Origin of the sequence: Streptomyces flavofungini, from assembly GCF_030388665.1 — a bacterium.
GTDB classification, from domain to species: Bacteria; Actinomycetota; Actinomycetes; order Streptomycetales; family Streptomycetaceae; genus Streptomyces; species Streptomyces flavofungini_A.
Window position 1 is genome coordinate 7,326,942 of the sequence record NZ_CP128846.1, and the last position, 18,059, is coordinate 7,345,000.

The window sequence follows — 18,059 nt, forward strand, 5'->3', positions numbered from 1 at the left end:
GTCCTGCTCCGACCTGTTCCGATCCATGAGAGTCCATGAGAAGGGCCCGGCGTCGAGAGACGCCGGGCCCGTCGGCTCCGCTGGGAGCTGAGCGGGGGCCGCTCAGTCCTGGTCCAGGTGCATGTCCGCGGCCTCGACCTCTTCGCGGGTGATGCCCAGGAGATACAGGACGGTGTCGAGGAAGGGGACGTTCACCGCGGTGTGGGCGGCCTCGCGGACCATCGGCTTGGCGTTGAAGGCGACGCCGAGACCGGCGGCGTTGAGCATGTCCAGGTCGTTGGCGCCGTCACCGATCGCCACGGTCTGCTCCAGCGGAACGCCCGCCTCGGCGGCGAAGCGGCGCAGCAGCCGGGCCTTGCCCGCGCGGTCGACGATCTCGCCGGTCACCCTGCCGGTGAGCCTGCCGTCGACGATCTCCAGGGTGTTGGCGTGCGCGAAGTCCAGGCCGAGACGTTCCTTCAGGTCGTCGGTGACCTGGGTGAAGCCGCCCGAGACGACGCCGACCTGATAGCCGAGGCGCTTGAGGGTGCGGATGAGCGTACGCGCGCCGGGGGTCAGCCGGACCTCGGTCCTGACCTTGTCCACGGCGGACACGTCCAGGTCCTTGAGCAGGGCGACCCGCGCGTGCAGGGACTCCTCGAAGTCCAGCTCGCCGCGCATGGCCGCCGTGGTCACGGCGGCGACCTCCTCCTCGCAGCCCGCGTGCGCGGCGAAGAGCTCGATCACCTCGTCCTGGATCAGGGTCGAGTCGACGTCCATCACGACCAGGCGCTGGGCGCGGCGGTGCAGGCCCGCCGCCACGACCGCGATGTCCACGCCGAGGGCGTGTGCCTCCGTCGCGAGGGCGGTGCGCAGCGGCTCGGTCTCCGTGCCGGAGACGGCGAACTCCACCGCGGTGACCGGGTACTTGGCGAGGCGGAAGACGCGGTCGATGTTGCCGCCCGTCCCCGTGATGCAGGCGGCGATCGCGGCTGTCGACTCCGCGGTCAGGGGGTGGCCGAGGACCGTCACCAGGGAGCGGCCGAGGCCGCGCGGGCGGTTGTCGCCGTGGCCCGAGATGATCTCGGCCTGGAGCTTCACGGACTCCGCCCAGCTGTGGACGGTGGCCCGCAGGTCGCCCTCCATGCCCGGCGGCGGGGCGGTGACCAGGGCGCACAGCACTATCCGGCCACGGGTCACGACCTGCTCGATGTCGACGACGTCGACGGAGTACGCGGCCAAGGTGTCGAAGAGTCCGGCGGTGATGCCTGGGCGGTCCTTGCCGAAGATCTTGACCAGAAGGGTGGGGAGGTCGGCGGGGGCGCCGGGACCTGCTGCGGTGGGATCGCCGGAGGTCGGCGTGGGCGTCGAGGCACTCATGGTGATCCCCACGGTAGCGGGCCGGGTCGGCTCGGTGGTGGGGCTGTCCGGTCCTCGGACGGAGGTACGCCGGACGCTCGGGGTCCCTTTGCCCGGGTGCCTCGGGCGGGCTGTCGCTCGTTCATCTGCGGGCTGCGGGCCCGGCGGCGCGTGTCTGCCCCTGCCCCGGGCCGCGCCCCGCCTCAGACAGCTCCCAACCCCTCCACCCCGCCTCAGACAGCCCCCTCAGCCCCGCGGCTAAGCCCTACCGCTTCCTCGGCCCCCGACCCGACGGCGGCGGAGGCGGCGGAGGGGGAGGCGGCGGCGGAGGCCACTCCTCCTCACCCCCGCGGCCCCGCCTGGGCCTCTCACCCGTCGGCGGCACCACAGGGCCCGCCACCGTGGGCGCCCCGCTCACCTGCGGAGGCACCCCACCGGCCCGGGGCGGCGGCGGACCACCGGCTCGCGGCGGACGTCCACCCGCCGACGGCGCCCCACGACCCGCCGCGGGAGGTGCCCCACCCCCGGCAGGAGCGCCCCCGCCAGAGGCACCGCCACCAGGGCCACCCGCACCCGCACCCGCATTCTGACCCGGCATCGGACCCGGTCCTGGCCCCTGCCCCGGCCTCCGGTCCCGCAACTCCTCCGGTACCCGGAGATACGGGTTGGTCTCCGCCCGAGGCGGCCGATAGGGCCTGCTCTCCCGGTAGGGCCCCGCCCCGTGGGCGCCGGGCACCAACTGCTGCTCCCGCCCCGCCCCCGGCACGTCCTCCTCGGCGTCACCGCCCGCGAGCGCCAGTGGCGCCGCCTGGCTCCCGGCCGCCCCGGTGGCCCGGGCGAGGAGCGCCCCCACGGCCCCTGCGGCCACGCCCCACACCGCCCCGAGGAGCAGCGCCATGCCCAGCCTGCCGTGCAGTTCGAGCCCGGCGCCGAAGCCGTCGAAGCCGAGCACCGACACCGACGCGTCGGCGGACACCTCCGACAGCCAGGCCATCAGCGGCAGCGCGACCGCCGTGACCAGGCCGAGCCACAGCGCGCAGCGGGCCGCGAAGCCGACGGCGCCGACGTCCCGTGCCGAGGTGACGCCAGGACCCAGCGGGGTGCGTACGGCGGTGAGGACCCCGGCGAAGAGCATCATGACGATCGCCGCGACCGCGAGCAGCCAGACCCGGTCGTCCAGCTCGGCGAGGCGTCCCACGGTCAGGGGCTTGTTCGTGTCCCCGCGCAGCAGGTCGTCCACCGGGTCCGGCAGGAACCGCGCCAGGGGGCCCTTCACCTCGCCGTCGTAGGGGACGAAGAGCCCCACGGGCAGGCCGAGGAACACACCGTTCGGGGTGCCGAGCAGCGCGCCGCCGGCCACCCGCTTCGGGTTGTCGTCGCCGATCATCGCGTACGCCGCCGCCGTGAGCCCGGCGACCACTGCCATCAGGACCACGGTGACCAGCGCGGACGCGGCCGGCCGCAGCAGCCGGTGGAGGGCGCCGAGGCCGGGCGGCAGGGGAGTGCGGCGGGAGGCGAGGAGGGCGATGAGGAGCACGGCGACGACCCAGAGGCCGCCGCCGAGCAGGGTGGCCCCGGTGTCGACCGTGAAGCCCACGGCGGCCTTCGCCTCGACGAGGTCGCCGAGCCGGTCGGGCAGCAGCCCGCCGATGTCCCCGATGCCGCCGATGTCCTTGAGGCCGTCGGGAATCCGGTCGGCGATACCGTCGGGAAGATTGTCCAGACCTTTGTCGAGCCCTTTGTCGATTCCCTTGTCGATACCGAGCTGTTTGCCGTCGATCGTGATGACATCGTGTCCGGCCCAGGCGAGACCGCCGAGCATGCCGAGAAACAGGACGATCACGGCACCCGCGCGGGCCACGAGTTCGGCGGGTGAGATCACAACTCCCGCGCCGCGCAGCGAACGCAAGAAGAAGTAGGAGAGCAGCACGGCGCCCACAAGGCTCACTCCCAGCGGGGTGACCTCGATGGCCGTCGTCGCCTCCGCGCCCTTGAGGCCGAAGGCCGACACGTCACCGGACGGGGTGACGGAACCGCCGACGCCCAGGGCGATCGCCGCGGCCGTCATCGGTCCGAGCGACCCGGCGGAGTCCGCGCCGAGCAGGTGCAGGCCGAGCGCCGCCGTGCCCGCCATGCCGATCAGCGCCCAACTGACCGCGGCGAGCGCGGAGAGCAGGACATCGCCCCAGGGCACACCCCGCCGTACGTCCTTGTGTCCGCCGGTCTCCATGGGACCCCCCGAGCTCGCAGCGCGTCGCCCTCCTCGTGCGGGAGCGCGCCGGGCTGAGACGCAGGCCGGGCATGGCACGGACGGCAGTGGGGACCGGGAGGACAGGCGTCGAGCCCATACCCGTCATTCCGGGCATCACTGACATGAGTGGCATGCGTGGTATGCACGCGATCCGCACTCGCTGAGAGCCCTTACTACTTTCCGGGGCGGTATCTACCCCGTCAACGGGGCAGTCATAGTGGCTCGTACGCAGTCTTCACAAGGCCCGACTTTCGGTCAGAGGCCTCCGCCTGAAATAGTTCCTCCCGATGTTCGACATCCCTAGACTCCCCATGATGGGGGCAACTCGGGGGACAACTCAGTGGGGCATGGAGTGCCGGAACTCGTACTGGAATTGAATGGCAGGACCTGGACGCTCGATTCGTCCAGGCCGTACACCCTTGGACGCGATCCACAGGGTGACATCGCGCTGGATGACGCCAGGGTCTCCTGGCGGCACGCGACGATCAGCTGGGGCGGCCGCAGTTGGGTCATTGAGGACCACGGCTCCACCAACGGCACCTTCGTGCAGGGGCAGCGGATCCATCAGATGGAGATCGGCCCCGGTTCGGCCGTCCACCTGGGCAACGCGACCGACGGCCCGCAGCTGATCCTCTCCGGTGGCGCCGCCGGCGCCGCCGCTGCCGTGTCCGCGCCGGGAGGGCAGCAGCAGGCGCAGTACGCGCCGCCGCAGCACGGCGCCGGTCAGCCGGGGCAGCAGGAGGCACCGGGCTGGGCAGGGCAGCAGCAACCGCAGCACCAGGCGCCGCAGCAGTATCAGGCGCCTCAGCAGCAGATGCCGCCGCAGCAGGCCTGGCAGCAGCAGGGCCAGGCACCGGCGCAGCAGCAGGCACCGCACCAGGTGCCGCAGCAGCAGGGCCCGGGCGCGGGCACGGGATCCGGCGGTGCGGCGGGGGCCCCACCGGTCTACGGCGACCGCAGCCCGACGACGTACCACCAGTTCTCGCTTGGCCGAAAGATGACCATCGGTCGTGCCCTGGAGAACGAGCTGGTGGTCTCCGACCTCCAGGTGTCACGGCACCACGCGGAGTTCACGTCGACGCCCGACGGCCGCTTCGAGCTGCGCGACCTCGGCTCGCACAACGGCACGTACGTCAACGGCATGCCGATCGCGAAGTCGTCCACGGTCCTCATCGGCCCGAACGACATCGTCGGTGTCGGCCACTCGACGTTCCGCGTCGTCGGCGACCGGCTCGAGGAGTTCGTCGACACCGGTGACGTCTCCTTCTCCGCGCGCCACCTGACCGTTACGGTCGACGGCGGCAAGCAGATCCTCAAGGACGTCTCCTTCGGCGTCCCGGAGAAGTCGCTCATCGCGGTCATCGGCCCCTCGGGCTCCGGCAAGTCGACCCTCCTCAAGGCGCTCACCGGCTACCGGCCCGCCAACCAGGGCGACGTCCTCTACGACAACCGGAACCTGTACAAGCAGTTCGCCGAGCTGCGCCAGCGCATCGGTCTGGTCCCGCAGGACGACATCCTGCACAAGGAGCTGACCGTCAAGAAGGCGCTGAAGTACGCGGCCAAGCTCCGCTTCCCCGCCGACACCAGCGAGCAGGAGCGCGCGCAGCGCATAGACGAGGTGCTGCGCGAGCTGAAGCTGGACATCCACAAGGAGAAGAAGGTCACCTCCCTCTCCGGTGGCCAGCGCAAGCGCGTGTCGGTGGCCCTGGAGCTGCTCACCAAGCCGTCGCTGATCTTCCTGGACGAGCCGACCTCCGGCCTCGACCCGGGCATGGACCGCGACGTCATGCAGCTCCTGCGCGGGCTCGCCGACGACGGCCGCACGGTCCTCGTCGTCACGCACTCGGTGGCCGAGCTCGCCATCTGCGACAAGCTCCTGGTGATGGCGCCGGGCGGCTCGGTGGCGTACTTCGGCCCGCCCGAGGAGGCCCTGAACTTCTTCGGCTACAGCACCTGGGCCGACGTGTTCTCCGCGTTCGAGAACTACCGCGACTACGACTGGGCGGGCCGCTGGAAGGGCTCGCAGCACTACCAGATGTACGCCGCGGACATCGACGCCGTCGCCGCGCAGTCCGTACACATGCCGCCGCCGCAGGCGATCGCGCCGCCCAAGCCGCAAGGCTGGGGCTCCCAGCTGCTCACCCTGATCCGCCGCTACGTGTCCGTGATCGCGTCCGACCGGGGCTTCCTGGCGCTGATGGTGATCCTGCCCGCGGTGCTCGGCGCGGTGAGCCTGCTCATCGATCCGGACAAGGGCCTGCTGCCGGTGGTGAACCCGAAGACCGGCAAGATCATCCCGAACGGCACGGCCACCACGGTGCTGCTCATCCTCGCGGTCGGCGCCTGCTTCGCGGGCGCCGCGAACTCGGTCCGTGAGCTGATCAAGGAACGGGTGATCTACGAACGGGAGCGCGCGACCGGCCTGTCCCGGTCCGCGTACTTGATGTCCAAGGTCATCGTCCTCGGCGCGATCACCGTCCTTCAGGGCGGGCTCGTCGGCGTGATCGGCTTCTCCACCCGTGAGATCCCCAAGGAGGGCCTGGTCCTCGGCAGCCAGGTGCTGCTCGAGCTCTCCCTGCCGATCATGGCGCTCGGCTTCACCTCGATGATGTTCGGCCTGATCATCTCGGCGCTGGTGAAGACCGCCGAGAAGACCATGCCGCTGCTCGTCATGTTCGCGATCATCCAGGTCGTGTTCACCGGCTGTCTGTTCATCCTGCACGGCACGGTCGGCGTCAACCAGTTCTCGTTCCTGATGCCGTCGCGCTGGGCGGTCGCGGCCGCCGGCACCACGCTGGACTTCAACAGGATCAGCCCCAACCCGGACGACCCCGGTGCCACCGACCCGCTGTGGGACCACGACGCGAGCGCCTACATGATGGACATGGCCGCCCTGCTCGCCCTCGGCGCGTTCTGCGGCTTCCTCGTGGCCCGCTTCCTGCGCCGCCACGAGCCGGAGGTCATGCGCAAGTAGGCAGGCGCCCGGCGCGAGCCGGACGCGAAGAAGGGCGGCACCCCGTGCGGGGTGCCGCCCTTCGGCGTCTGCGAGCCTCGGCTGAAGAGGTCCGGGGGCAGGACTCAGTAGGCGCCGTTCACGTTGTCGATCGAGCCGTAGCGGTCGGCGGCGTAGTTGGCCGCGGCCGTGATGTTGGCGACCGGGTCGTAGATGTTCGTCGAGGTGCCCTCGACGTGGTACGCGTTGAACGTCGGCTGGATGACCTGGAGCAGGCCGATCGACGGGGTGCCGTTCTGGGCGTTGATGTCCCAGCCGTTCTTGGCGTTCGGGTTGCCCGTGGACTCCCGCATGATGTTGCGGTGCAGACCCTCGTACGAGCCGGGGATGCCCTTGGACTTCATGATGTCCAGGGACTGGCGGATCCAGCCGTCGAGGTTGTTGGCGTACACGGGCTTGCGGGCGGCGGAGCGGCTCGCGGCCTGCTTCACCTTGCGCTCGTCCTCGGCCTTCTTCTTCGCCGCGGCCTCGTCGGCCGCCTTCTTGTCGGCCGCGGCCTTCGCGGCGGCGTCCTTGGCCCGCTTGCTGGCGTTGGCCTGCTGCTTGCTGACGGCCGCGTGGGCGTCGGCCGGCGCGGCCCAGGCGGCCGAGCGGGCGCCGAGCGCCTCGGTCTGCGCGGCCCGGGCGTCGTCGGAGCTGCCCGGCACGATCGAGAAGGCGAGGGCCGCGGCACCGAGGGCGGCGACACCGGCGATCGAGAACTTCTGGTTCTTGGTCAGGGTGGAGCGACTATGACCAGAGGGGGCGGGCTGGGACATGGCAGGTGGACCTCTTCGTGAATCGGGAGGCCGCTCTGAACCGGTGGGGACAGGTTGCTTCCGGCAAAACGCCGCGGTGCGAGGACCGCGGCGCCGAGCGACGGGAGCAATTCTTAGCGGGCGCAAAATTCTGTGGCAAAGGAGTGACGTACGAAGCCGGATAGTGGATCAGGGGGTGTGCCGACCGGCCCAATGTCCGCACTTAGCCCTCCTTTACGGGGCCCTGGCGTCCACTAGGGGGCTTCGTACGTGATGTGCGTCCTATGCGCGGGCTCACATCGGACGCGTAACAGTCTCACCATCAGTTGCGGGCGCAATGCTCTCAGTGAGCAAACTCCTCCGGGAGGAGGAGGTGCATGTCGCCGAACTCGTGCCACAGGTAGAGATGACGTACGGCCTCGGCATAACCCCGCTCCACCGCGGCCCGCCCCGCCACCGCCTCCAGCATCAGCAGATGCGAGGCCTCCGGCTCGTGCAGCCCCGTGAGCAGCCCGTCCACCACTCGCACCCCCCGCTCCGGCGTCACCACCAGATCGGTCCGCCCCGCCGCCGCCCGGACCACCCCGTCCGCCCCGGCCGCCGACTCCACGGCCCGCACCGCCGTCGTCCCCACCGCGAGCACCCGGCCCCCTCCCGCCCGCGCCGCGTTGATCAGCCGCGCCGACGCCTCAGGCACCTCGAAGCGCTCCGGGTACGGCGGCTCGTGCGCCTCGGGCGATGCCACCCCCGTGTGCAGCCGGACCGGCGCGAACTGCACACCCCGGCTCACCAGGCGTGCCACCAGGCGCGCGGTGAAGGGCCGCGCCGCACTCGGCATCTCCGCGCTGCCCGTGCCGTCGGGGGACGGCAGCGCGAAGACCGTCTGGTAGACGGACAGCGGCTGGTCCCGCTCCGTGTAGGAGTAACGAATGGGCCGCCCGTGCCGCCGCAGCAGCCGCGGCACATCCGTCGGCACCCGCGCCCACCACAGCCGTTCGCTGCCCGCGCCCACCGGTTCCTCGCACACCAGGCGCACGCCCCCGGGGAGCTCAACCACTGAACCCGCGGGCCCGCCCGCCCGCGCGCGTGTGGTACCGCCTCCATCGGGATCCCGCATCTCGACGGCCCACCGGCCGTCCTCACCGAGCGTCGAGAAATGCACCACCACGCGCGCGTGCCCGCCCTGATCCTCCACGCGCGCGTGGAGGGCGTCCTCGTCCACACGTGCGTGGACCAGCCGCCCGTCCACCGCCGCGGCCAGCGTCGGAGACGTGTTCACCACGAGCAGGTCCCCGGCGCGCAGCAGCTCCGGCAGCTCCCCGAAGCCGTGGTGCGACACCCGCGCGCCGCGCGACACCAGCAGCCGCACCGAGTCCCTGCGCAGCCCCCGGCCGCGCTGCTCGACCGGCAGCGCCGCGTGCAGCCCCTCGGGCACCCGCACCGCGACCGTCACGACGCCACCAGCAACGAGGACGCGTCATAGCGGCCGCTCGCCGGACGCTCGTCCAGAAGCCGCAGGAACGCCGGCACCACCTCCCGCGGCTCCGGCCGCGGCTCCACGTCGCCAGGCACCGCGGCCCGGTACAGGTCCGTGCCCATGTCGCCCGGATCGACGGCCCACACCCGCAGTCCCCTCTCCTCCGCGCCGAGCACCGCCGACAACTGGTCGAGCGCCGCCTTGGACGCCCCGTAGCCGCCCCACGTCTCGTACGCCTCGGCGCCCGCGTCGGAGCTGACGTTGATCACCGCACCGCCCGCGCGCGAGGCCCGCAACAGAGGCAGCGACTCCTGTACGAGACCGAGCGCGGCCACCACATTCGTCTCCAGGGCCCGCCGCAGCCCCTCCAGGGCGAGCTCGTCCAGGCGGACCAGCGGCTCCGCGCCGAGCGCGCTCGCGTTGTTCACGAGCAGATCCAGGCCGCCCAGGGCCCGGGCCCGCGCGACCAGCTCCGCGCGGTGCCCCTCGTCCGTGACGTCCCCGGCCACCGCGTGCACCCGCCCGCCGTGCCCGGCCAGGTCCCGCACGGCGTCGTCGAGCGCCGCCCGCGTTCTCGCGTCGACGACGAGGTCCCAGCCCCGCCCCGCGAGCGCCGCGGCCAGCGCCCGCCCGAGCCCCTTCGAAGCCCCTGTGATGATCGCTACCGGCATGACAACCGTCCTCTCATGACGCGAGTGCCCTCGTGGCGGCACCGGTTCCCACGCTAGGAACCGGCCCCCGCCGGGCGCCTCGTACGGCGGAAGCAGCACGCCGGGTCCCTTTGCCCTAGGCCGCCCGCTGGGCCTAGGCCCCAGGTCCTAGAGCCCGGCCGCCACAGGTCGGATACGCACCGTCACACCCCGCCGGTACGGTTGACCCATGAGTCAAGGACCCCGATCCGGGCTGTACGCGGTCAGCTCGGCACTGCTCGCGATGAGCAGCCAGCTGGAGGTGCGCGACGTCCTCAAGACGATCGTCGCCTCCGCCCGCGAGCTGCTCGACGCGGAGTACGCGGCGCTCGGGGTCCCCGACGACCACGGCGGCTTCGCCCAGTTCGTCGTCGACGGCGTCAGCGACGAGCAGTGGAAGGCCATCGGCCCGCTGCCGCGCCAGCACGGCATCCTCGCCGCGATGCTCTGCAGGACCGAGCCGGAGCGCCTCGCGGACGTGCGCGAGGACCCCCGCTTCGAGGGCTGGCCGTCCGCCCACCCGGACATGTCCGACTTCCTCGGCCTGCCGATCCGGTACGGCGACGAGACCCTCGGCGCCCTGTTCCTCGCGAACAAGAAGTGCCCCAAGCCCACGGGCGGCTGCGGCTTCGACGAGGACGACGAGGAACTCCTGTCGATCCTCGCCCAGCACGCCGCCATCGCCCTGACGAACGCCCGCCTCTACGAGCGCAGCCGCGAGCTGACCATCGCCGAGGAGCGCTCCCGCCTCGCCCACGAACTGCACGACGCGGTCAGCCAGAAGCTGTTCTCCCTGCGCCTGACCGCCCAGGCCGCGGCCGCCCTGGTGGACCGCGACCCGACGCGCGCCAAGGGCGAGCTCCAGCAGGTCGCGGCCCTCGCCGCGGAGGCCGCCGACGAGCTGCGCGCCGCCGTCGTGGAGCTGCGCCCCGCGGCCCTCGATGAGGACGGCCTGGTGGCGACCCTGCGGACCCACACCCAGGTCCTGGACCGCGCCCACTCCGCCACCGTCACCTTCGAGAGCGGCGGCGTGCGCGCCCTGCCCGCCTCCCAGGAGGAGGCCATGCTCCGGGTCGCCCAGGAGGCCCTGCACAACGCCCTGCGGCACGCGGAGGCGGAGCACGTCGCCGTCGCCCTGGAGAAGCGCGGCCCCGGCGCGGTGCTGCGGGTCACGGACGACGGCAGGGGATTCGACCCGCGAGCCATCCGGCGCGCCGGGCGGCACTTGGGCCTGGTCTCCATGCGGGACCGGGCGGGCGGGGTCGGCGGACGGCTGACCGTGGAGTCGGAGCCCGGCAAGGGCACGACGATCGAGATGGAGGTCCCCGGTGGCTGACGCCCCGCTCAATCCGAAGGCACAGATCCGGGTGCTGCTGGTCGACGACCACCAGGTGGTCCGCCGCGGCCTGCGCACGTTCCTGGAGATCCAGGAGGACATCGAGGTCGTCGGCGAGGCCTCCGACGGCGCCGAGGGCGTCGCCGCCGCACAGGAGCTGAAGCCGGACGTCGTCCTGATGGACGTCAAGATGCCCGGCATGGACGGCGTGGAGGCGCTGCGCAAGCTGCGCGAGCTGGCCAACCCCGCGCGCGTGCTCATCGTCACGAGCTTCACCGAGCAGCGCACGGTCGTCCCGGCCCTGCGCGCGGGCGCGGCAGGCTATGTGTACAAGGACGTGGACCCCGAGGCCCTCGCCGGAGCCATCCGCTCCGTGCACGCCGGGCACGTGCTGCTCCAGCCGGAGGTCGCGGGCGCGCTGCTGTCCCAGGAGGAGGCCAACAACTCGCAGGGCCGGGGCGGCTCCCTCACCGAGCGGGAGCGGGAGGTGCTCGGCCTGATCGCGGACGGCCGCTCGAACCGCGAGATCGCCCGCGCGCTCGTCCTGTCCGAGAAGACCGTCAAGACACATGTCTCGAACATCCTCATGAAGCTGGACCTCGCCGACCGCACCCAGGCCGCCCTGTGGGCCGTGCGCCACGGCGTCGCGGGCTGATTCCCGCAGGTCCTCGAGGCGAGCCTGCACCGTGACTCGCGACGGACGCCGAGTCAGCACGGATCGTCGCGTTCCGGGCTGAGATTCATACCGTCGTGTGGATGTCCCCCGTTCGGCGCATCCCGATCGGCGCCCCGGCGTTCTCCAGTGCGTGCTGCGGCGGCTGGCCGCAGCTTCCGCTCAGGAGGATCCAAGAAGTGAAGAACCTCAAGAAGGCCGCCGCTGTCACGATGGTGGCCGGTGGCCTGGTCGCCGCCGGTGCCGGCATCGCCTCCGCCCACGGTGGCGCCGCCGCCCACGGCGAAGCCAAGAACTCGCCCGGCATCGTCTCCGGCAACCTCGTCCAGGCCCCGGTGCACATCCCGGTGAACGCCTGCGGCAACAGCGCCTCCGTCGTCGGCGTCCTGAACCCGACGTTCGGCAACGTCTGCGAGAACGTCTGATCGCACCCGCGCGATCCGGCGATCGCGGTCACGTGATCGCCGCCGCGGCCGACCGGCCCCGCGCGCACTCCGAACGCAGGGCCGGTCGCGTTCTCGCCGTCCTCCCCGGACTCAGCACCCTTCGCGTCCCCGGGATCCCCGGTCCGCACCGGCTCCCCGGTCCCACCGGATCCCCGGCACCCCCGATGCCACGAAGCACACCCCTTGACCCCGCAGCCGGGGTCACCCTGTCACCAGAAGGAACACACCCCATGAACATCGCCAAGAAGGCCGCCCTGGCCGTCGCCGTCGCCGGTATCGCCGCGGGCGCCTCCGCCGGAGCCGCCGTCGCCACCGACGCGCACGCCGACGGCAACGCCACCAAGTCCCCGGGCATCGGCTCCGGCAACCTGGTCCAGGCCCCCGTCCACGTCCCGGTCAACGTCACCGGCAACAGCGTGAACGTGGTCGGCATCCTGAACCCGGCCTTCGCCAACGAGACGGTCAACAAGTGACACGTCGCCCCCAGGGCTAGCCGCCCCCGGGGCCGGGCACACCCCACCCCACGGGCAGAGGGCCCCGCGGACCACCCGGTCCGCGGGGCCCGTCGGCATCCCGGCCCCCGCATCCGAGGACCTGCCGCGCTCCTACCGGCCACCACCCCGCTCCCGCTCCTCCACATAGGCGTTGTACGCGGCCACCTGAGCGCGCCGCGCCACCCGCTCCACCGGCCGCAGCGCCTGGGCCCGCGCCCCCATCTGCGACGCGCTCACCGCGCCGCCGTGGCCGGTCTCGTACGCCACCGAAACCAGTAGCCCGACCCGCTGCGCCAGCTCCAACACCCGCACCGCACGCGGCGGATACCCCGGCGCGAGCGCCTCGCGCCCCTGCTCCGCCCGCGCCCGGTACGCGTCGATCGCGGCCTCCGCGACGGGCCCCGATGCCGCCACGTCGAGGCGCGCGAGCACCTCCGTGGCCTCCCGTAGCGCGTCCGCGAGCTCCCGCTCCGCCTCACCCAGCGAAGGCACGTCCGCGGGTGGCGCCGCACGCACCGGCAGACAGTGCCACACGACCTCCACATGGACGTCCGCGGCGTCGACAGCGCTCCCGGGCCCCGCCTCGGACACCTCCGGCACCAAGCCGTACGGAGCGCCCGTCGCGACCACCGCCTCCTCGGCCTCCAGAGCGCGCTCGTTGAAGGCGGGCGGCCCGCTCAGGCCGAGCGGATGACCCGGCGCGGGCAACGCCACCCGGAACCCGGTCACACCGAGCGCGCGCAACCGCCCGAGCGCGAGCGTCCATCCGACCGGAGCCGACTCGCCGGGCAGTCCGTCGACCCGGTGCACCGCGTCGTCGCCCACGATCGCGTGCACCGCGTCATCGGGTGAAACAAGTCCGGCCAAAAGGGCGTTCCCCCATGCGGCCAAGCGTCCTGAACGTGGTTCCGAGAGCATGCACACAGCCTAAGGACCGGGCTCGGCACGGGAACGGTCGGCCGGTGGCGTAGGTTTTATCCGGGGGCCGCGTCCACAGACGCGGGCACACGCGAGCGATACCGAGACTGCAATGGGAGACAACGCGCTCATGAGCGATGTACTGGAGCTTAAGGACGCATCCGTGGTCCGAGAGGGCCGGGCTCTGGTGGACCAGGTCTCCTGGTCGGTCAAGGAGGGGGAGCGCTGGGTCATCCTCGGCCCGAACGGCGCCGGCAAGACCACCCTCCTCAATGTCGCGTCCAGCTACCTCTTCCCGAGCAAGGGCACCGCCACCATCCTCGGCGAGCAGCTCGGCAAGGTCGACGTCTTCGAACTGCGCCCGCGCATCGGCATGGCCGGCATCGCCATGGCCGACAAGCTCCCCAAGAGCCAGACCGTCCTGCAGACGGTCCTCACGGCGGCGTACGGCATGACCGCGGGCTGGCACGAGGACTACGAGGACATCGACGAGCAGCGCGCCCGCGCCTTCCTCGACCGCCTCGGCATGAGCGACTACCTGGACCGCCGCTTCGGCACCCTCTCCGAGGGCGAGCGCAAGCGCACCCTGATCGCCCGCGCCCTGATGACCGACCCCGAGCTGCTGCTTCTCGACGAGCCCGCCGCGGGGCTGGACCTCGGTGGCCGCGAGGACCTCGTGCGCCGCCTCGGCCGCCTCGCCCGCGACCCCATCGCCCCCTCGATGATCATGGTCACGCACCACGTCGAGGAGATCGCCCCGGGCTTCACGCACGTCCTGATGATCCGCCAGGGCAAGGTCATGGCCGCCGGACCGCTGGAGCTCGAGCTCACCTCGCGCAACCTCTCCCTCTGCTTCGGCCTGCCGCTCGTCGTCGAGCAGCGCGGCGACCGCTGGTCGGCCCAGGGCCTGCCGCTCAGTTGATCGCGCACGCCCTGTCGGTGGCGGGGCCCGCGGACCTACCATGACCATGTGGACATGGACGCATGGGTGTGGTGGCTGATCGGCGCGGTCGCCCTCGGAATCCCGCTGGTAATGACCGCGATGCCGGAGTTCGGCATGCTCGCCGTCGGCGCGGTCGCCGCCGCCGTGACCGCGGGCCTCGGCGGCGGCGTGGCCCTTCAGGCCGTGGTGTTCGCCGTGGTGTCGGTCGCGCTCATCGCGGTGGTACGCCCGATCGCCGCCCGGCACCGCTCCCAGCGGCCCGAACTCGTCAGCGGGGTCGAGGCGTTGAAGGGCAGATCGGCCGTCGTCATGGAGCGCGTCGACGCCTCCGGCGGACGCATCAAGCTGGCGGGGGAGATCTGGTCGGCGCGGCCGCTCCACGCCGACCAGAGCTTCGAGGCGGGCCAGGAGGTGGACGTGGTCGAGATCGACGGAGCGACGGCCGTGGTCATCTGACCGCGGGTCAGCTGCACGCGCGGCCCTGCACCACCGGTACCGGCCCAACCGCCGTGAAAGTGACGGCCGGTGACGGCAGGTGATCCGAACGGCCCACGGGCCGCGCGCCGTTCTGACAGACTCGACCGGCGAGATCCCAAGATCTTCCGGGACACCGCAGCAATCCGCGAACACCGAAGCAAGAAGGGCACGGGGAACCACGATGGAACCAATCATCATCGTCCTGATCATTCTGGTGGTGCTGGTCTTCATCGCCCTGATCAAGACGATCCAGGTCATTCCGCAGGCCAGCGCCGCCATCGTGGAGCGCTTCGGCCGCTACACCCGCACGCTGAACGCGGGCCTGAACATCGTCGTCCCGTTCATCGACTCCATCCGCAACCGCATCGACCTGCGTGAACAGGTCGTGCCGTTCCCGCCCCAGCCGGTGATCACCCAGGACAACCTGGTCGTGAACATCGACACGGTCATCTACTACCAGGTCACCGACGCACGCGCCGCGACGTACGAGGTCGCGAGCTACATCCAGGCGATCGAGCAGCTCACCGTCACGACCCTGCGCAACATCATCGGTGGCATGGACCTGGAGCGGACCCTGACCTCCCGCGAGGAGATCAACGCGGCCCTGCGCGGCGTCCTCGACGAGGCCACCGGCAAGTGGGGCATCCGCGTCAACCGCGTCGAGCTGAAGGCGATCGAGCCGCCCACCTCCATCCAGGACTCGATGGAGAAGCAGATGCGTGCCGACCGTGACAAGCGCGCCGCGATCCTCCAGGCCGAAGGTGTCCGCCAGTCCGAGATCCTGCGCGCCGAGGGCGAGAAGCAGTCCGCGATCCTGCGCGCCGAGGGTGAGGCCAGGGCCGCAGCGCTGCGCGCCGAGGGCGAGGCCCAGGCGATCCGCACGGTCTTCGAGTCCATCCACGCGGGCGACCCGGACCAGAAGCTCCTCTCCTACCAGTACCTCCAGATGCTCCCGAAGATCGCCGAGGGCGACGCCAACAAGCTCTGGATCGTGCCCAGCGAGATCGGCGACGCCCTCAAGGGCCTCGGCGGCGCGCTCGGCAACTTCGGCCCGCTCTCCGGCGGCGGCTCCGGCGGCGGGGGCGCCGTGAAGAGCCCGAGCGGGGTGGAGCGCCGCGAACAGCCGCCGATCGACTGACGGCGACTGCGCGCACGCGACGACGACTGTGGGGCCGTCCTCCCGAAGGAGGGCGGCCCCACAGTCGTACGCACGGGACACCTCAACGGCACACCGCTCACGCGGCAGGCGGCGCCAGGCTCACGCGGCAGGCTGCGCCAGCCAGTCCGGCAGGGCCTCGTACCCGTCCCGGCCGAGGGCGAGCAGCATCGCGTCCGCCGGGGTCGGCTCGAAGGGCTGCCGGAGCAGGGGCATCCCGGCCTGCTCCGGGGTGCGGTCCGCCTTGCGGTGGTTGTCCACCGCGCACGAAGCCACCGTGTTCATCCAGGAGTCCGCGCCGCCCTGGGAACGCGGCACCACGTGGTCCACGGTCGTCGCGCGTCGGCCGCAGTACGCGCACCGGTGCTGGTCCCGCACCAGGACCCCGCGCCGCGACCAGGGAGCCCGTCTTCGGAAGGGCACCCGTACGTACCTGCACAACCTGATCACCCGGGGCACCGGAAGCTCGACAGCGGCGGCGCGCACGCGCAGCGCGGGGTGGGCCTGCTCGACAACTGCCTTGTCCTGCAGCACCAGCACGACGGCGCGGTTCAGCGTCACCGTCGAAAGCGGTTCGAAGCTCGCGTTCAGCACCAGCGTGTCCCGCATCTCGCCCACCTCCCGTGTGCACCGGCCCACCCCCTGGCGGGCTTGGATCAACTCTGGCCGGGCACGCCGGGTAGGACAACGCAATAAAAGATGCCCGCCCCTGATCACTTCCAAGACCAGGGGCGGGCAAACGTTCAATGAACGCTGAGCTGATGTGAGCGCGGACGGTTCACGCCGGGCAGCGGTTGACCATCGGCGACCGACGCATGACTAACTGTCGGCGACCGCCGCGTACTCCGCGACCACGGAAGCGCGGGCCAGCGTGTGGAACCGCAGGTTGAAGCCGACGACGGCGGGCGAGGCGTCCGAGTCGGGGCCGAGCTTCTCCTGGTCGACCGCGTACACGGTGAACACATAGCGGTGCGCCGGGTCACCGGGCGGCGGGGCGGCGCCACCGAAGTCCTTCGTCCCGTAGTCGTTGCGCACCTGCACCGCGCTCTCCGGGAGGCCTTCGAACTTGCCGCTGCCCGCGCCGACGGGCAGCTCCGTCACCGAGGCCGGGATGTCGAACACCGACCAGTGCCAGAACCCGCTCCCCGTCGGGGCGTCCGGGTCGAAGCAGGTCACGGCGAAGCTCTTCGTCTCCGGCGGGAAGCCCTCCCACCGCAGGTGCGGCGAGGTGTTCCCGGCCGCGTACACCTGGGCGTCCTTGAGCACCGCGCCCGGCTCGAAGTCCGCGCTCACGACCGTGAACGACGGTACGGGCGGGTGGAAGTCATGGGGCAGCGGCGGCCTCTTGACCTCGGTCACGTAGGCACCTCCTGATCGGTTCCGGTTCGGTTCCTTGTACGGCGATCGCTCGCCGCCGACGAGCCTAGAACCAGTTGCGCTTGCTGCCGACGTGGGACAGCCACTCGTTGAGGTACGCCGCCCAGTCCGTGCCCTGGAAGTCGTTGAGCCCGACCTTGAAGCACTTGTAGGAGTCGCTGCCCTCGCTGAACAGGCCCGGCTTCTTGTCCATCTCCAGGACGACGTCCATCTCGCGGTCGTCCGCGACGAAGGTCAGCTCGACCTGGTTCAGACCCCGGTACTGCTCCGGCGGGAAGAACTCGATCTCCTGGTAGAACGGCAGCTTCTGCCGGGTGCCGCGGATGTGGCCGCGCTCCATGTCCGCGCTCTTGAAGCGGAAGCCGAGCTGGCCGAAGGCGTCGAGGATCGCCTGCTGCGCCGGCAGCGGGTGCACGTTCACCGGGTCCAGGTCACCGGAGTCGACGGCGCGGGCGATCTCCAGCTCCGTGGTCACACCGATGTTCATGCCGTGCAGATGGCGCCCCGCGAAGTGGGTGATGGGCGTCTCCCACGGGATGTCGAGCCCGAACGGCACCGCGTGCACCGCGTTCGCCTTCAGCTCGAAGGCACCGCCGAGGCGCTGCTTGATGAACTCGATGTCCTGCTTGACCTCCTGGTCGTTGCCCTCGACCTCGACGCGCGCCTGCAGGCCCACGGACAGCGCCTCGATCTGCTGGTCGACGTTCCCGCCCTGGATGCGCACCTCACCCTGG

Annotated in this window: 16 protein-coding genes and 1 pseudogene (1 of these 17 only partly in view); 8 read left to right on the forward strand and 9 right to left on the reverse strand. The window is 71.6% G+C overall.

All coding sequences use genetic code 11. The annotated features are described in order from the left end of the window. Window positions 1–102 precede the first annotated feature (102 nt). Both serB and QUY26_RS31430 read right to left on the reverse strand, forming a co-directional pair. Window positions 103–1,359, reverse strand: a complete 1,257-nt coding sequence (serB, locus tag QUY26_RS31425) for a phosphoserine phosphatase SerB (RefSeq protein ID WP_289952645.1) — start codon at window positions 1,357–1,359, stop codon at window positions 103–105. A gap of 244 nt (window positions 1,360–1,603) precedes the next feature. After that, window positions 1,604–3,568: a streptophobe family protein gene (locus QUY26_RS31430; RefSeq protein ID WP_289952648.1), complete on the reverse strand. Its 1,965-nt coding sequence runs from the start codon at window positions 3,566–3,568 to the stop codon at window positions 1,604–1,606. Between the two features lie 373 nt (window positions 3,569–3,941). Between QUY26_RS31430 and QUY26_RS31435 the strand changes: the two genes are divergently transcribed. After that, window positions 3,942–6,563: an ABC transporter ATP-binding protein/permease gene (locus QUY26_RS31435; RefSeq protein ID WP_289952650.1), complete on the forward strand. Its 2,622-nt coding sequence runs from the start codon at window positions 3,942–3,944 to the stop codon at window positions 6,561–6,563. 104 nt (window positions 6,564–6,667) lie between these two features. Here the strand turns inward: QUY26_RS31435 and QUY26_RS31440 are convergent, their stop codons facing one another. The 3 genes from QUY26_RS31440 to QUY26_RS31450 form a co-directional block, all read right to left on the reverse strand. Next, window positions 6,668–7,360, reverse strand: a complete 693-nt coding sequence (locus QUY26_RS31440; protein WP_289952653.1) for a transglycosylase SLT domain-containing protein — start codon at window positions 7,358–7,360, stop codon at window positions 6,668–6,670. Between the two features lie 322 nt (window positions 7,361–7,682). Continuing rightward, entirely contained in the window at window positions 7,683–8,792 is a 1,110-nt protein-coding gene (locus QUY26_RS31445) for an S-adenosylmethionine:tRNA ribosyltransferase-isomerase (protein ID WP_289952656.1), read from the reverse strand. Further along, the gene (locus QUY26_RS31450; protein WP_289952658.1) at window positions 8,789–9,487 is read right to left on the reverse strand and encodes an SDR family NAD(P)-dependent oxidoreductase; all 699 of its coding nucleotides are present in this window, start codon (window positions 9,485–9,487) and stop codon (window positions 8,789–8,791) included. Before QUY26_RS31450 ends, QUY26_RS31445 begins: the two co-directional genes overlap by 4 nt. Before the next feature lie 208 nt (window positions 9,488–9,695). Here QUY26_RS31450 and QUY26_RS31455 point away from each other — a divergent pair, with 208 nt between their 5' ends. From QUY26_RS31455 to QUY26_RS31470, 4 genes are all read left to right on the forward strand, one after another. Next, window positions 9,696–10,841: a GAF domain-containing sensor histidine kinase gene (locus QUY26_RS31455; protein ID WP_289952660.1), complete on the forward strand. Its 1,146-nt coding sequence runs from the start codon at window positions 9,696–9,698 to the stop codon at window positions 10,839–10,841. Then, entirely contained in the window at window positions 10,834–11,496 is a 663-nt protein-coding gene (locus QUY26_RS31460; protein WP_289952662.1) for a response regulator, read from the forward strand. The genes QUY26_RS31455 and QUY26_RS31460 overlap by 8 nt, the downstream gene beginning before the upstream one ends. A 197-nt stretch (window positions 11,497–11,693) precedes the next feature. Beyond that, window positions 11,694–11,939 (forward strand): chaplin, encoded by a 246-nt coding sequence (locus tag QUY26_RS31465; protein WP_289956201.1) that lies wholly within the window; start codon window positions 11,694–11,696, stop codon window positions 11,937–11,939. Window positions 11,940–12,190: 251 nt separating this feature from the next. Then, a complete protein-coding gene (locus QUY26_RS31470; protein ID WP_289952665.1) occupies window positions 12,191–12,433 on the forward strand; it encodes a chaplin in 243 nt (80 codons plus the stop codon). 132 nt (window positions 12,434–12,565) lie between these two features. Here the strand turns inward: QUY26_RS31470 and QUY26_RS31475 are convergent, their stop codons facing one another. Beyond that, complete coding sequence (locus tag QUY26_RS31475; RefSeq protein ID WP_289952667.1) at window positions 12,566–13,372, reverse strand: hypothetical protein; 807 nt, start codon at window positions 13,370–13,372, stop codon at window positions 12,566–12,568. A gap of 130 nt (window positions 13,373–13,502) precedes the next feature. Between QUY26_RS31475 and QUY26_RS31480 the strand changes: the two are divergent. From QUY26_RS31480 to QUY26_RS31490, 3 genes and pseudogenes are all read left to right on the forward strand, one after another. Beyond that, a pseudogene (locus QUY26_RS31480) lies at window positions 13,503–14,027 on the forward strand (ABC transporter ATP-binding protein); the annotation flags it as partial. Between the two features lie 315 nt (window positions 14,028–14,342). Then, window positions 14,343–14,771, forward strand: a complete 429-nt coding sequence (locus QUY26_RS31485; RefSeq protein WP_289952673.1) for an NfeD family protein — start codon at window positions 14,343–14,345, stop codon at window positions 14,769–14,771. A 202-nt stretch (window positions 14,772–14,973) separates the two neighbouring features. Beyond that, window positions 14,974–15,930 carry an SPFH domain-containing protein gene (locus QUY26_RS31490; protein ID WP_289952676.1) on the forward strand — a complete coding sequence of 319 codons (957 nt, stop codon included), beginning with the start codon at window positions 14,974–14,976 and terminating at the stop codon, window positions 15,928–15,930. A gap of 120 nt (window positions 15,931–16,050) precedes the next feature. Here the strand turns inward: QUY26_RS31490 and QUY26_RS31495 are convergent, their stop codons facing one another. From QUY26_RS31495 to QUY26_RS31505, 3 genes are all read right to left on the reverse strand, one after another. Beyond that, entirely contained in the window at window positions 16,051–16,557 is a 507-nt protein-coding gene (locus QUY26_RS31495) for an HNH endonuclease (protein WP_289952677.1), read from the reverse strand. 210 nt (window positions 16,558–16,767) lie between these two features. Next, window positions 16,768–17,307 carry a YbhB/YbcL family Raf kinase inhibitor-like protein gene (locus QUY26_RS31500; RefSeq protein WP_030361392.1) on the reverse strand — a complete coding sequence of 180 codons (540 nt, stop codon included), beginning with the start codon at window positions 17,305–17,307 and terminating at the stop codon, window positions 16,768–16,770. A 64-nt stretch (window positions 17,308–17,371) separates the two neighbouring features. Beyond that, on the reverse strand, window positions 17,372–18,059 hold the 3' portion of the coding sequence (locus QUY26_RS31505) for a sporulation protein (RefSeq protein ID WP_289952682.1). It continues 95 nt past the right edge of the window; the window shows 688 of its 783 coding nt (coding positions 96–783); its start codon lies off the right edge, out of view; it ends in the stop codon at window positions 17,372–17,374.